This is a genomic window from Methylobacterium persicinum (assembly GCF_022179525.1).
In the GTDB taxonomy this organism is placed as follows: domain Bacteria; phylum Pseudomonadota; class Alphaproteobacteria; order Rhizobiales; family Beijerinckiaceae; genus Methylobacterium; species Methylobacterium persicinum.
Genome location: NZ_BPQX01000016.1, coordinates 39,568 through 52,324, shown reverse-complemented (window position 1 = coordinate 52,324; position 12,757 = coordinate 39,568). Strand labels below are relative to the sequence as shown.

At 68.2% G+C, this 12,757-nt stretch carries 16 protein-coding genes; 10 read left to right on the top strand and 6 right to left on the bottom strand.

Annotated elements, in window-relative coordinates:
• Positions 1-17: 17 nt before the first annotated feature.
• The 5 genes from MFF22_RS06895 to MFF22_RS06875 all read left to right on the top strand — a co-directional run bounded on the left by MFF22_RS06895 (position 18) and on the right by MFF22_RS06875 (position 5,913).
• Positions 18-887: a flagellar motor protein MotB gene (locus MFF22_RS06895; RefSeq protein WP_238248249.1), complete on the top strand. Its 870-nt coding sequence runs from the start codon at positions 18-20 to the stop codon at positions 885-887.
• 227 nt (positions 888-1,114) lie between these two features.
• A complete protein-coding gene (locus tag MFF22_RS06890; RefSeq protein WP_238248248.1) occupies positions 1,115-3,022 on the top strand; it encodes an ABCB family ABC transporter ATP-binding protein/permease in 1,908 nt (635 codons plus the stop codon).
• Between the two features lie 247 nt (positions 3,023-3,269).
• Positions 3,270-4,241, top strand: a complete 972-nt coding sequence (locus MFF22_RS06885; protein ID WP_370877562.1) for an ABC transporter substrate-binding protein — start codon at positions 3,270-3,272, stop codon at positions 4,239-4,241.
• 4 nt (positions 4,242-4,245) lie between these two features.
• A complete protein-coding gene (locus tag MFF22_RS06880; RefSeq protein ID WP_238248246.1) occupies positions 4,246-5,055 on the top strand; it encodes an ABC transporter permease in 810 nt (269 codons plus the stop codon).
• Between the two features lie 63 nt (positions 5,056-5,118).
• Positions 5,119-5,913, top strand: a complete 795-nt coding sequence (locus MFF22_RS06875) for an ABC transporter ATP-binding protein (RefSeq protein ID WP_238248245.1) — start codon at positions 5,119-5,121, stop codon at positions 5,911-5,913.
• A gap of 123 nt (positions 5,914-6,036) precedes the next feature.
• Here the strand turns inward: MFF22_RS06875 and MFF22_RS06870 are convergent, their stop codons facing one another.
• Positions 6,037-6,927, bottom strand: a complete 891-nt coding sequence (locus MFF22_RS06870) for an NAD(P)-dependent oxidoreductase (RefSeq protein ID WP_238248244.1) — start codon at positions 6,925-6,927, stop codon at positions 6,037-6,039.
• 61 nt (positions 6,928-6,988) lie between these two features.
• Here MFF22_RS06870 and MFF22_RS06865 point away from each other — a divergent pair, with 61 nt between their 5' ends.
• The 5 genes from MFF22_RS06865 to mscL all read left to right on the top strand — a co-directional run bounded on the left by MFF22_RS06865 (position 6,989) and on the right by mscL (position 9,659).
• A complete protein-coding gene (locus MFF22_RS06865) occupies positions 6,989-7,219 on the top strand; it encodes a hypothetical protein (RefSeq protein ID WP_238248243.1) in 231 nt (76 codons plus the stop codon).
• Positions 7,216-7,530: a type II toxin-antitoxin system RelE/ParE family toxin gene (locus tag MFF22_RS06860; RefSeq protein WP_238248242.1), complete on the top strand. Its 315-nt coding sequence runs from the start codon at positions 7,216-7,218 to the stop codon at positions 7,528-7,530. Before MFF22_RS06865 ends, MFF22_RS06860 begins: the two co-directional genes overlap by 4 nt.
• 60 nt (positions 7,531-7,590) lie before the next feature.
• Positions 7,591-8,301, top strand: a complete 711-nt coding sequence (locus MFF22_RS06855; protein WP_238248241.1) for a phosphatidylserine decarboxylase — start codon at positions 7,591-7,593, stop codon at positions 8,299-8,301.
• Positions 8,302-8,312: 11 nt separating this feature from the next.
• Positions 8,313-9,161, top strand: a complete 849-nt coding sequence (locus MFF22_RS06850; protein ID WP_238248240.1) for a CDP-alcohol phosphatidyltransferase family protein — start codon at positions 8,313-8,315, stop codon at positions 9,159-9,161.
• Between the two features lie 69 nt (positions 9,162-9,230).
• The gene (mscL, locus tag MFF22_RS06845) at positions 9,231-9,659 is read left to right on the top strand and encodes a large conductance mechanosensitive channel protein MscL (protein WP_238248239.1); all 429 of its coding nucleotides are present in this window, start codon (positions 9,231-9,233) and stop codon (positions 9,657-9,659) included.
• A gap of 33 nt (positions 9,660-9,692) precedes the next feature.
• Here mscL and MFF22_RS06840 read toward each other — a convergent pair whose 3' ends face one another.
• From MFF22_RS06840 to MFF22_RS06820, 5 genes are all read right to left on the bottom strand, one after another.
• Positions 9,693-9,962, bottom strand: a complete 270-nt coding sequence (locus tag MFF22_RS06840) for a hypothetical protein (RefSeq protein WP_238248238.1) — start codon at positions 9,960-9,962, stop codon at positions 9,693-9,695.
• A gap of 130 nt (positions 9,963-10,092) precedes the next feature.
• Positions 10,093-10,506, bottom strand: a complete 414-nt coding sequence (locus MFF22_RS06835; protein WP_238248237.1) for a DUF1236 domain-containing protein — start codon at positions 10,504-10,506, stop codon at positions 10,093-10,095.
• Between the two features lie 186 nt (positions 10,507-10,692).
• A complete protein-coding gene (locus tag MFF22_RS06830) occupies positions 10,693-11,427 on the bottom strand; it encodes a NepR family anti-sigma factor (protein ID WP_238248236.1) in 735 nt (244 codons plus the stop codon).
• 151 nt (positions 11,428-11,578) lie between these two features.
• Positions 11,579-12,376, bottom strand: coding sequence for a class II glutamine amidotransferase (locus MFF22_RS06825; RefSeq protein WP_238248235.1), 798 nt, complete (start codon positions 12,374-12,376; stop codon positions 11,579-11,581).
• 69 nt (positions 12,377-12,445) lie between these two features.
• The gene (locus MFF22_RS06820; protein WP_238248234.1) at positions 12,446-12,757 is read right to left on the bottom strand and encodes an oxidase; all 312 of its coding nucleotides are present in this window, start codon (positions 12,755-12,757) and stop codon (positions 12,446-12,448) included.

Sequence of the window (12,757 nt, the reverse complement as noted above, 5' to 3'; positions counted from 1 at the left end):
TCGCCAGCAGGGACGCAATGGCCACCATCGTCGTCAAGAAGGTCAAGAAGGCCGCCCACGGCCATCACGGCGGGGCCTGGAAGATCGCCTATGCGGATTTCGTGACCGCCATGATGGCGTTCTTTCTGCTGATGTGGCTGATCAGCATGACGACGCAGGAGCAGAAAGTCGGTCTGGCGGAATACTTCGCGCCGGCGGCGCTGAGCCCGGCCAGCAGCGGTGCGGGCGGCATCATGTACGGCACCGCCCTCGACACCACGGGCAACAAGCCGTCCACGCCCAACGAAGCCGAGACCGGCACTGCCGACCGGGACGACAAGGACCGTCCGACGACCCGTCCGGGCCGTTCCAGCGAACTCGATCCCAGCCGCCCGGACGCTAGCGTGCAGGCCAATGTCACCGCCATGGCCAGCCTCCGGCAGGCGCTGCAGACGATGCCGGACATCGCCGAGCTGTCGCACAACGTCGTCATCGAGGCGACCAAGGACGGCGTGAACGTGTCGCTGACGGACGAGAACGGCCGGTCCATGTTCCGCGACGGCTCCGTCGCCCCCTACGAGCGCACCCGTCGCGTGCTGGAGACGCTCGCGCCCACCCTGCGCCAGCTGACCAACCGCCTGACCATCACCGGCCACACCTCCACCGCGCGTCCTGGCTCGGGACCTGGCGCCGAACCCTGGAACCTCACCGCCGGGCGAGCGCTGGCCGTGCGCGAGATCCTGTCAAGCGCCGGGGTCCCCAACGACAACTTCGCGTCCGTGGTCGGGCGCGCGGACACCGAGCCGGTGTTTCCCGACGATCCCTACATCGCGTCGAACCGGCGGGTGACGATCACCCTGCACAATGCGAGCCCGCCGGCGCCCTCGAACCTCCTTCGCCTCCGATAAGGCGCCACCCCTTCGGCTGATCACAGCCGAAGGGCTGTACTGAGCGTGACATCCACGTCCGGGCATCGCGGTCAGCACCGGGAACGGCCGCGTTGGGTCGAGCCCTGCCCCCTTGCCGGACGATCCGGCCAGGCTGAGCCCCCTGGCAGCGCGAGGGTGCAGCCGGGGCTGCACGGGCCTATATGCAGGCGTAATCCCGACCTGGAACCCGGCCCGTCCCTCTGCCCATGTCAGACCCCACCGCGTCCCCGCCGGGGACGAGCTCGCCCGCTCGTCCCGGCCTGATCGACACCTACCGCCGCCTGTGGCCACACCTCTGGCCGCACGGGCGGCCCGACCTTCAGCGGCGGGTCTTCATCGCCTTCGGGCTCCTCCTTGTCGCCAAGGCGGCGACGATGGTGACCCCCTTCACCTTCAAATGGGCGACGGATGCCCTCGTGGCGGCGGTGGGCGGCCGTGAGAACGGGGTGCCGGCGGGGCTGGTCGCCGCGCCGATGCTCTTGATCGGCCTCTACGGTCTCTCGCGCGTGGCGATGGCCCTGCTCACGCAGGTGCGCGACGGGCTGTTCGCCAAGGTCGCGATGCACGCGGTGCGCCGCCTCGCCCTGATGACCTTCGCGCACATGCACACCCTGTCCCTGCGCTTCCATCTGGAGCGCAAGACCGGCGGCCTCACCCGGGTGCTGGAGCGGGGCCGCTCCGGCATCGAAGACCTGTCGCGCCTCATGGTGCTGACGCTGGTGCCGACCATCGTCGAGTTCGCCCTGGTGCTCGGCATCCTCGCCTACGAGTTCAACTGGCTCTACGCGCTCACCGCCCTGCTCACGGTCGTCGCCTATCTCGGCTACACCTACAAGGCGACGGAGTGGCGGATCGCCATCCGCCGCCGGATGAATTCATCCGACACCGACGCCAACACCAAGGCGGTCGATTCGCTGCTGAATTACGAGACGGTGAAGTATTTCGGCGCGGAGGCCCGCGAGACAGCCCGCTACGACCTCTCCATGGCGAAGTACGAAAAGGCCTCGACGCAGACCTACGTCTCGCTGGCCGTGCTCAACGCCGGGCAGGCGGCGATCTTCACCGCGGGCATGACCGTGGTGATGTGGCTCGCCGCCCGGGACATCCTGGCCGGGCGGACGACGATCGGCGGCTTCGTGCTGGCCAACACCATGCTGGTGCAGCTCTCGATGCCCCTCAACTTCATGGGCATGATCTACCGGGAGATCAAACAGGCGCTGATCGACATCGACGACATGTTCCGCATCCTCGGGCAGAACCCCGAGATCGCCGACCGGCCCGGTGCCAAGCCCCTGGCCGTCGCCGGCGGCACGGTGCGGTTCGAGGACGTGCGCTTCGCCTACACCCCGGAGCGGCCGATCCTGCGGGGCGTCTCCTTCGAGGTGAAGCCCGGCCAGACGGTGGCTATCGTCGGCCCCTCGGGGGCCGGCAAGTCGACCCTGTCGCGGCTGCTGTTCCGCTTCTACGAGCCGCAATCCGGCCGGATCAGCATCGACGGGCAGGACATCGCCGCCGTGACGCAGGACTCCTTGCGGGCCGCCATCGGCATGGTCCCGCAGGACACGGTGCTGTTCAACGATACGATCGGCTACAACATTCGCTACGGCCGCCCCGATGCGACCGACGCCGAGGTCCAGGAGGCGGCGCAGCTCGCCCAGATCGACCGCTTCATCTCCGGCCTGCCTGAGGGTTACGAGACACCGGTCGGCGAGCGCGGCCTGAAGCTCTCGGGCGGCGAGAAGCAGCGTGTGGCCATCGCCCGCACGATCCTCAAGGGCCCGCCGATCCTCGTCCTCGACGAGGCCACCTCGGCGCTCGATTCCTTCACCGAATCGGAGATCCAGGGCGCCCTCGACCGGGTGGCGCAGGGGCGCACGACCCTGGTCATCGCCCACCGGCTCTCCACCGTGGTCAACGCCGACGCGATCCTGGTCCTCGACCGGGGGGTGATCGCCGAGCGCGGCACCCACGGGGAGCTGCTGGAACGGGGCGGGATCTACGCCGCCCTGTGGAACCGCCAGCGGGAGGTCGACGCGGCCCGGCAGGTCCTGGCCCGGGACGCCGACGGCGCCTTGCTTCCGCCCGCGCGCGCCGAGGCTGTGCCGGCGGAGTAAGGGGCAACGGGTTCCCCTCTCCCCGCAGGCGGGGAGAGGGGAGCGCGGAATACGGCGTCTCTGAACATCACCGTCTCCAAACCCCAAGAGGGCGCATCGCATCCGCCCCGGGATCGATGCATACAAAATCCGCCCCGCCCGTCCCGGCCGGGATTAACACGGCCCCGGAAGCGATATACCCCTGACAGGCACGGCCCGCGAAGAAGGCCGGCTCGGCGAAAACGTGCCTCTGGGGAGAGACTTCGTGATCAGACATCTGCTGGCCGCCTGCGCCGCCGCCGTCGTGCTTGCCGCACCGGCCCGCGCCGAGGACGTCGTGCGCCTCGGCAACCTGAAATTCGCCCATTACGGTGCCATCTCCTACATGAAGGAGATCGCCCCGAAATTCGGCCTCAAGATCGACGAGCGCCAGTTCGCCAAGGGCGCGGACATCTACCCCGCCATGGCGGTGGACCAGATCGATATCGCGGCCTCCGGAGGCGACGGCGCCGTGGCGGCACGCGGCAACGGCGTGAAGCTCCTCGTGGTGGCGGGTTTCGCCGATGGCGGGGTGCGCATCCTCAAGCGGCCGGACCTGGCGGCCAAGAGCGCCGCCGATCTCAAGGGTCTGAAGGTCGCCACCGTCCGGGGCGGCACCCAGGACCTGATGCTGCTCGCCGAACTCGACAAGCACGGGCTGACCTGGTCCGAGCGGCCCGGCAAGGACGTGCAGCTCACCTACTTCAACAACTACGCCGACCTGAACCAGGCTCTGGCCCAGAAATACGTCGACGTGATCTGCCAGTCCGAGCCGCAATCGACGCAGGCGATCAGCGCCGGCTGGGGGGTCGAGCTGGTGAAGCCCTACGACACGCCCATCGGCAAGCCGGTGCGCCCTCTCGTCATGACCGAGAAGATGTACAACGAGCGCCCGGAAGTGGCGCAGAAGGTGCTGAACCTGTTCGTGGCTGCGACCAAGGCCTTCATCGACGATCCGGCGCTGGCCGAGAAATACGTGCGCGAGCAGGTTTTCAAGGGACAGCTGTCGAGCCAGGATTTTCGCGATGGCATGGCCAATGCCAGCTACACCTACGCGATGCCCGCCGGCCACATGCAGACCACGGCCGATTACATGGTGAAGTACGGCCTGGGGAAGATGCAGAACCCGCCGAAATCCGATGCGGAGTGGGTGAAGCTCGATCTGCTTGAGAAGGCCAAGGCCGACCTGAAGGTGAACTGAGCCGATGTCGCTCGCGTCCCTTCGCGGTGCCCTGGTCCCGGTGGCGCTGCTCCTCCTCTGGGAGATCCTGAGCCGCACGGGGGCCGTCTCCCCCGTGGTGCTGCCCCCGCCCTCTGCGGTGGCGGTGAAGTGGTGGGCCGGGCTCCAGCCGGCACTGCCCTACGACCCGGCCCAGGAGAGCTACCTCTCCTGGCTGTTCTCGGGGGAGATGCCGCACGATGCGGTCTCCAGCCTCGGCCGGGTGCTCGCGGGGTTTGCGCTGGGCGCCGGGCTCGCCGTGCCGGTCGGGCTGATGCTCGGCACCAGCGACGGCCTCTACGGCCTGTTCAACCCGTTGCTGCAGGTCCTGCGGCCGATCCCGCCCATCGCCTATATTCCTCTGGCCATCGTCTGGTTCGGGCTGGGTAACCCGCCGGCCCTGTTCCTGATCGCCCTGGGGACCTTCTTCCCGGTGCTGGTGAACACCATCGCCGGGGTGCGGCAGGTCGATTCGATCTACATCCGCGCCGCCCGCAACCTCGGAGCCGGGCGCTGGACGATGTTCCGCCGGGTGATCCTGCCCGCCGCAAGCCCGTTCGTGCTGGCGGGGATGCGGATCGGCATCGGCACGGCGTTCATCGTGGTGATCGTCGCCGAGATGATCGCGGTGTCGGACGGGCTCGGCTACCGGATCCTCGAGGCGCGGGAATACATGTGGTCGGACAAGATCATCGGCGGGATGCTGACGATCGGCATCCTCGGCCTGATCATCGACGGCGCCATGAGCCGGCTGAACGACCACCTGCTGCGCTGGCACCGCGGCCTGGAGCGCTGAAGCGAGCATGATGCGGAACAGTGGAGGCCGGTTGTCCGGCCACATCATGCGGCGAGCACACTGATGTCGGCAGAGATCGTCGTCGCGAACGCCGTCAAGGTGTTCGGCAGCGGAGCCGCTGGCGTCCCCGCCCTGCAGGACATCACCGCCACTGTGCCGGAAGGGCAGTTCCTGTGCCTCCTCGGCCCGTCCGGCTGTGGCAAGTCCACCCTGCTGAACGCCATGGCGGGCTTCACCCCGCTCACCTCCGGGACGATCACCATCGGCGGCAAGCCGGTGCGGGACCCGGGGCCCGACCGGGGCATGGTGTTCCAGGAATACGCCCTGTTCCCGTGGATGAGCGTCGAGGACAATGTCCGCTTCGGCCTCGACGTGAAGGGCGTGCCCCGCGCCCAGGCCGACGCGACGGTGGCGCGGATTACGGAAAAACTCGGCCTGTCCGACTTCCTCAAGCGCTACCCGAAGGACCTCTCCGGGGGCATGCGGCAACGGGTGGCCATCGCCCGCATCCTCGCCCTCGATCCGCCCGTGATGCTCATGGACGAACCCTTCGTCGCCCTCGACGCACTGACCCGGCGAACCCTTCAGGACGAATTGCTGCGGATCTGGGCGGAGTACCGGAAGACCATCGTCTTCGTCACGCACTCCATCGAGGAGGCGATCTACCTCGCCGACCGCATCCTGGTGATGACCTACCGCCCAGGCCGCATCAAGCGCGACGTCATGGTCCCCATGCCCCGCCCACGCGATCCCGCGAGTGCTGAGTTCAACGTGATCAAGCGGGAGTTGGGGCAACTCGTCATGGAGGAACAGGCCCGCTTCACAGACGCCGAGTTGCACGCGCCGGCGGTGGATTGAGGAAAGTACGCCCCCCGTCATTGCGAGCAAAGCGAAGCAATCGAGGGCAGCGGGACGGTCTGAAGCCGTGGCGGATCCCTGGATTGCTTCGCTGCGCTCGCAATCACGGGGTGGCCGTGGCGCTTACCCCCGCATCTTGACCCCCAGCAGCGCCTCGAAGGGCAGGACCATCGCGCCCTTGTCCCGGTCACCATGGCCCTGGCGGAGGGCGGTCTGGTAGGTGGCGGTCGCCGCCGCCGTGACGGGGAGGGGGAAGCCGTGCTCGGCCGCCACCGTGGCGGCGCTCACGAGGTCTTTGTACGCCTTGGCGAGCGGGTAGCCCTGGTCGAACTCTCCCCGGAGGATGCGCGGTACGAAGTATTGCGAGGCATAGCTCCGGCTCGTGCCGGTGGTGACGACCTGGCCCAACTGGGCCGGATCGAGCCCCATCGCCACGGCCATCGGCAGCACCTCGGCCAGGGCCGCAATGTTGATGTCGTAGAGCACGTTGTTGACCGTCTTGGTGAGCTGCCCCGCCCCCGCCGGCCCCATGTGCAGCACCGTGGCGCCGAACCGGTCGAGGAGCGGGCGCACGGCCTCGAAGGCGTCCGCGTCGCCGCCGCACATGACGGTGAGCGTCCCCGCCTCGGCGCCGGCCGGGGCTCCTGAGACCGGCGCGTCGAGGAAGCGCCGGCCCCCCGCCTCCAGCGCCCGGCCGATGCGTAGGGCGTCCGCGTGGGTAGTCGTGCTGAGATCGACCACGATGGCGCCTGGCGCGAGGCGCGCCGCCGCCCCGTCCGGCCCGAACAGGGCCTTCTCCACCACGCCCCCGTCCGGCAGGCAGAGGAACAGAAGGTCGGCCCCCGCGATCCGTCCCCGGTCGGTGGTGGCCACCAACCTCGGCCCGTCGAGCCCGGCGAGGCGGGCGGGGTCGGCATCGCACGCCGTGACGGTCTCGGACCCCTTGGTCGCCAGATGCCGGGCGATGGGCGCGCCCATGGCGCCGAGGCCGAGGAAGGCGATGTGGCTGCGCATAGGGCCCTGAACTCCGTGGGGAATCGCTTTTTTCCGAAGCGAGGCGGTGTATCATGGCGCGATGACCGAGCTACTGGAACGAGCCATCGCGCGCGTCCGCGCGCTCCCGGAGGCCATGCAGGACGATGCGGCGCGGATGCTACTGGTCTTTGCCAGTGGCGAGGACGAACCGGTGTATCACCTGACTGCCGAGGAAGAGGCGTCGCTGGCGAAGTCACGCGCTCAAGCCGCGCGCGGCGAGTACGCCTCGGACGAGCAGGTTCGCGCGCTTTGGGAGAAGTATGGCGCGTGAAGCTCCGCTTCACACCCGACGCTCTGGCCGAGATCGATGCCGTCCTCGGCGGCATCGCCGACAAATCACCGATAGGGGCCTCGAATGTCCGCCGGCGGATCGAGGCCACCTTGGACCGGCTGGTCGATCACCCCCTCTGTGGCACCCGCACCAGCTCCCCGCCGTTGCGCCGTATCCTGGTGAGGCTTTTCCCTTATCTAATCTTCTACGAACCGAGGGACGACGCGGTCGTCGTGATCGCCGTGCGGCATGCTGCCCGGGATCCGTTTTCGATGCCGGGCGACCAACGCGATCCCGATCCCGAAAGTTGACGTAGACCTAACGGACTGCCATCCGCCGGGCAGAGATCTGATCCCCCGAGCCCCCACAGCATGACCGACCTCATCGAGACGATCCGGCGGACGCTGGTGCCGATCCACAAGGAGGGGTACCCCTTCATCCTGATCGGCATCGTCCTCACGGTGCTCGCCGGCTACTTTTCCCAGTTCTTCGGCTGGATCTTCCTGATCCTGACGTTGTGGGTCTGCTACTTCTTCCGTGATCCCGAGCGGGTCGTGCCGGTGGGCGACGGTCTGGTGGTCTCGCCGGCCGACGGGCGGGTGAACCTGATCGCCACCGTCCTGCCCCCGCCGGAGCTGGACCTGCCCCAGGTGCCGACGCTCCGCGTCTCGGTTTTCATGAACGTGTTCGATTGCCACGTGAACCGCATGCCGGTCGCCGGGAAAATCGGTCAGATCCACTACACGCCCGGCCTGTTCCTCAATGCCGAACTCGACAAGGCCAGCGAGGACAACGAGCGCAACGGCCTCGTCATCGAGGCGAACCATCGCGGAAACCCGACCCGCATCGGCGTGGTGCAGATCGCGGGGCTCGTCGCCCGGCGGATCGTCGGCTTCGTCTCGGCGGGGGACTCGTTGGCCGCCGGGGACCGGTTCGGCCTGATCCGGTTCGGGTCGCGGCTGGACGTCTACCTGCCGGCCGGCACCCGCGTCCTCGTCGGCCTTGGCCAGAAGGCGGTGGCCGGTGAGACGGTGCTGGCCGATCTTAGCGGCGGTCCCGAGCGCAGCTTCCGCCGGATCTGAGGGGATCAGCCGTGGACGATCTCTTCCCGCCCTTCGCGCCGGACCCGAACGAGCCGCGCCCGCGCCGGTTCAAGCCGGTGCCGTTCCGCATGATCGCGCCGAACATGATCACCCTGATGGCCCTGTGCCTGGGGCTGACGGCGATCCGGCTCGCCTTCGAAGGCAAGTTCGAGCCCGCCGTCATCGCGGTCGTGGCGGCGGGCGTCCTCGACGGCATCGACGGGCGGGTGGCGCGCCTTTTAAAGGGCACCTCCCGTTTCGGGGCGGAACTCGACTCGCTGGCCGACTTCGTGAATTTCGGCTGCGCCCCGGCCCTGATCCTCTATGGCTTCGTGCTGTTCCACCTGAAGTCGCTGGGCTGGATCATTTCCCTGATCTTCGCCATCGCCATGGGCCTGCGGCTCGCCCGCTTCAACGCGATGCTCGACGACCCATCCCGGCCCGAATGGAAGAAGGATTTCTTCGTCGGCATGCCGGCCCCGGCCGGGGCGTTGACGGCGATGCTGCCCCTCTACCTGCACTTCCTCGGCCTCACCTTCGATGCCTGGGCGGCGCCCGCCGTGCTGGCCTACGTCCTCTGCATCGCCCTGATGGTGGTGTCGACGGTGCCGACCTTCTCCGGCAAAACCATGGGCAAGCGCGTGCCCAGGGGCCTCGTGCTGCCGATCTTCCTGCTGGGCGTGGCTGCCTTCGGAATCCTCATCAGCTACCCGTTCGAGGCGCTGGTGGCGGTGAGCGGAGCCTATCTCGTCACCATCCCCGTGGGGGCGGCCCAGTACCGCCGCCGCCTCAAGGCCGAACAGGCCTCCGGGGAGGACAGGGGTGAGGACAGGGACGCCGTCGCAACCGACGGTGGATAGCTTCGCCGTCGGGCTCCCACCGGCCCGCCGCATGAGGCACGTTCTTCCTGGAACGAGGCGGGGAACGGGATGCTCGAGGAATTCAAGAAGTTTGCCCTGCGGGGCAACGTCGTCGACCTCGCGGTGGGCGTGATCATCGGTGCGGCCTTCGGGGCGATCGTCACCTCGGCGGTGCAGGACCTGTTCATGCCAGCGATCGGTGCCGTCACAGGCGGGCTCGATTTCTCGAACTACTACCTGCCCCTGTCCTCGAAGGTACAGACCGGCCTTTCCTACGCCGAGGCAAAGAAGCAAGGCGCAGTATTGGGTTACGGCCAGTTCCTCACCGTCTCCCTGAACTTCATCATCGTCGCCTTCGTGCTGTTCCTCGTCATCCGGGCGATGAACAAGCTCCAGCACGCCGAGGATAAGAAGCCCGAGCCCGTCGCCGAAGTACCGGCCGACGTGAAGCTGCTGGGCGAGATCCGCGATATCCTCGTGGCCAAGCCGACGGTCTGATCTCCGGTCGTTCTCACGATCGGGAGCCTCGTCTCAGGCTTCCTTCGTCCCGTCGGCCTTGACCCCGAACGCGTCGAGGATGCGGTCGAGGGCTTCCTCGACTGCCTCGGTGCCTTCCTCGTGGGTCTTGAGGCGCGTTTCCAGGCGTCGCAGTTGCGGCTCGAACTCGCCCGGGACGGGCGGCTCATCACCGAGGAACTGAGGCTTCTCAACCGCCGGAAGGGCCCCTCGCAGTTGCTGGCCGAGATGGTCCCGCACCGGCTCGGGCAGGACCGGCCCGCCGGCGGTCCGGTCGTCGTTCATCGTCGTGTTCCCTCTGGTCTCATTACCAGAAAAGGCCCCGAAGCCTTGCGCTCCGGGGCCCTGGCCGTCCACGTTCCGCCGGCCGGGTGACCGTTCCGGCGGAACACGCCCTGGGCGAGGCCCCGAACGCTTAGTCGATCACCTCGACGATGCGGTGGCCGCGATCGACCAGCACCGGGCGGTCGTTGACGACGGTGTACCGGTAGCCGGGCTGCACGCGGTACTCGGAGGGCACGTCGTAGTAGGTGACGCCCGAGGACGGGAGGGTCGAGCCGACGGCGACGCGACCATCGTAGTCGTACGAGCGGACGTTGCGCTCGCGGACATAGCTGCGGAAGCGCGGCGCCATGTCGACGCCGAGGATGCCACCCACCGTGCCGGTGGCCGCGCCGACTGCGCCGCCGACGATGCCGCCGATCGGGCCGGCCGCATCGGCACCAGCCGCAGCGCCGCGCTCGGCACCCGGTATGGTGCCCTGCGCCTGGGCGGCGAGGGGCAGCGAGAGGGCGAGGGCCGAGGTGGCGAGAAGGATCTTGACGTTCATACGGATGCTCCGTTTCCGTGTCGTTCCGCCGCATGGACGCAGCGAAGCTCGGGCAAGTAACGCCCGATCACCGGAATCGGATGCATCGAAATTTCAGGCGCGGCCTGGGCGCCCGATCATGGTTTCCAAAGGACGAGTCCTTTGGCCGGTGCAGGGTAGAGCCCTGCGAAACCCGGTTTCCCAAGCCTAAGCGTCGGGCATCGCGGACTGGATGAACCGGTCGGACCCGAGATCCTCCTCGTCATAGCCGAGGAGTTCCGCGAGGCGGCCCCGGGCGCGGCTGACGCGGCTCTTCACCGTGCCGACCTTGCACCCCATGATCGTGGCGGCCTCCTCGTAAGAGACGCCCTCGGCGCCCACCAGCACCAGCGCCTCGCGCTGGTCCGGCGGAAGCTTCGCCAGGGCGCTCTGGAGATCCTCGACGTCCAGCCGGTCGCCCTGGTGGGGGGCGGTGGCGAGACGCGCGGCGTAGGAGCCGTCCTGATCCTCGACTTCCCGGACCCGCTTGCGGTGATCCGAGTAGAAGATGTTGCGCAGGATCGTGAACAGCCACGCATTGAGGTTCGTGCCCGGCTGGAACCGGGCGCGGTGCTGCCAGCCCTTCAGCAGGGTGTCCTGCACAAGGTCGTCCGAGCGGGCCGGGTTCGAGGTCAGGGACAGGGCGAAGGCACGCAGGGACGGCACCGCCGCCAGCAACCCATCACGGAATTCCGGCTCGATCGCCTCGCCCCGGGCCCGGAGCGCCGCTTCCAGCTTATCGATCAGCTCGGCGAAGCGAACGGGCATCTGGTCTTCGCCCAGGCGGTCGTAGGCGGTGCGAAGGTGCTCGCCGAGATGCGTCCGGATGGAGGAAGAGAGGTTCGGGCGGTCGTTCGAAGAACCCTCCTGCGCGTGCAGGACGGCGGAGTCGTCGCGGGTCATGCTCGTCGCACTCGTCAGCTTGCCGTGACCCGACCGCCGGTCCGAAGCGGTCGAGCGGCGCGGTTGAGGGCCGGTTACAGTGTGAACGTCCGACCTTTGCGCACCTGATTATCTTAGTTGTAGCGCATCGGGCCGCCGCATGCACCCTCGCTCAGGTCGCATCCGCAGAAGCGTTGCTCCCTCTCAACACCTCGACCTCGCCCTCGCGCAGGGTCAGCATGTCCCCGCGTTCGACGACGGTCCAATGCTCGTCCCGCGTGAGGGCCTGCGTGGCGACGACGGTGACCACATCGTTCGGCCCGGTTTCCCGGGCGAAATCGATGGTCCAGTCCTCGTCGATCAGGGTCGCCTTGCCGAAGGGGGCGCGGCGGGTGAGGTAGCAGAGCCGCTTGCCGCAATGGGCGTAGAGAGTCCTGCTGTCCGACATCAGCATGTTGAACACGCCGAGCCCGTGCAACTCGGCGCAGAGATCGGCCACCGCCCGGTCCAGGGTGGCGGGGCGGGGCAGGGTGCGGAACCGCGTCTGAAGCCGGCCGAGCATCCAGCAGAAGGCGTATTCGCTGTCGGTGGTGCCGATGGGGGTGAAGGCGCCGAGCTCCAGCCGCTTCACGCCCTTGAGCTGGCCGTTATGGGCGAACGTCCATCGCCGGCCCCACAGTTCCCGGGAGAACGGATGGGTGTTCTCCAGGCTGACGCGCCCCCGGTTCGCCCGGCGGACATGGCCGAGGACGATGCAACTCTTGATCGGCATGTCCCGGAGCAGCCGGGCGAGCTGGGAGCGGGAGCTCGGCTCCGGCTCGTGGAAGCTGCGGGTGGTACGCCCCTCGTAGAAGCTGATCCCCCACCCGTCGGCATGGGGCCCGGTCTCGCCGCCACGCCGGGCGAGGCCGGCGAAGGAGAAGCGGATGTCGGTCGGCACGTTGGCGCTCATGCCGAGCAATTCGCACATCGGATCGGGCGGGGATGAGGGGAGGGACGTTCGCCTTTAAGCGCCCCGCCCCGGCCGAACAACACAAAATCAGCGGGCGAGGTAATCCGTGAGCGTCATGCCGACCATGATGCAGACCCAGAAGAAGCCAAGGCCGGAGAACAGGCGGATCAGGGGCGGCTCCTTCCGCACCTCCATCGAGACGAGGAGGATCAGCGCGACCATCACCCCGACCACCGCGATTTCCAGGGCCCAGACATGGGCGAAGGGCAGGGTCGCCCCGAGCGTGACGTTGACGGCGAGCAGGCTCAGCAGCGCCAGGAAGGTCAGGACGGGTGTGCGCATCCGCCGCCGGAGCCGAGCGCGGTCGTCGGCGGTCAGGGAGGCGAGGGGGCCGCGCAT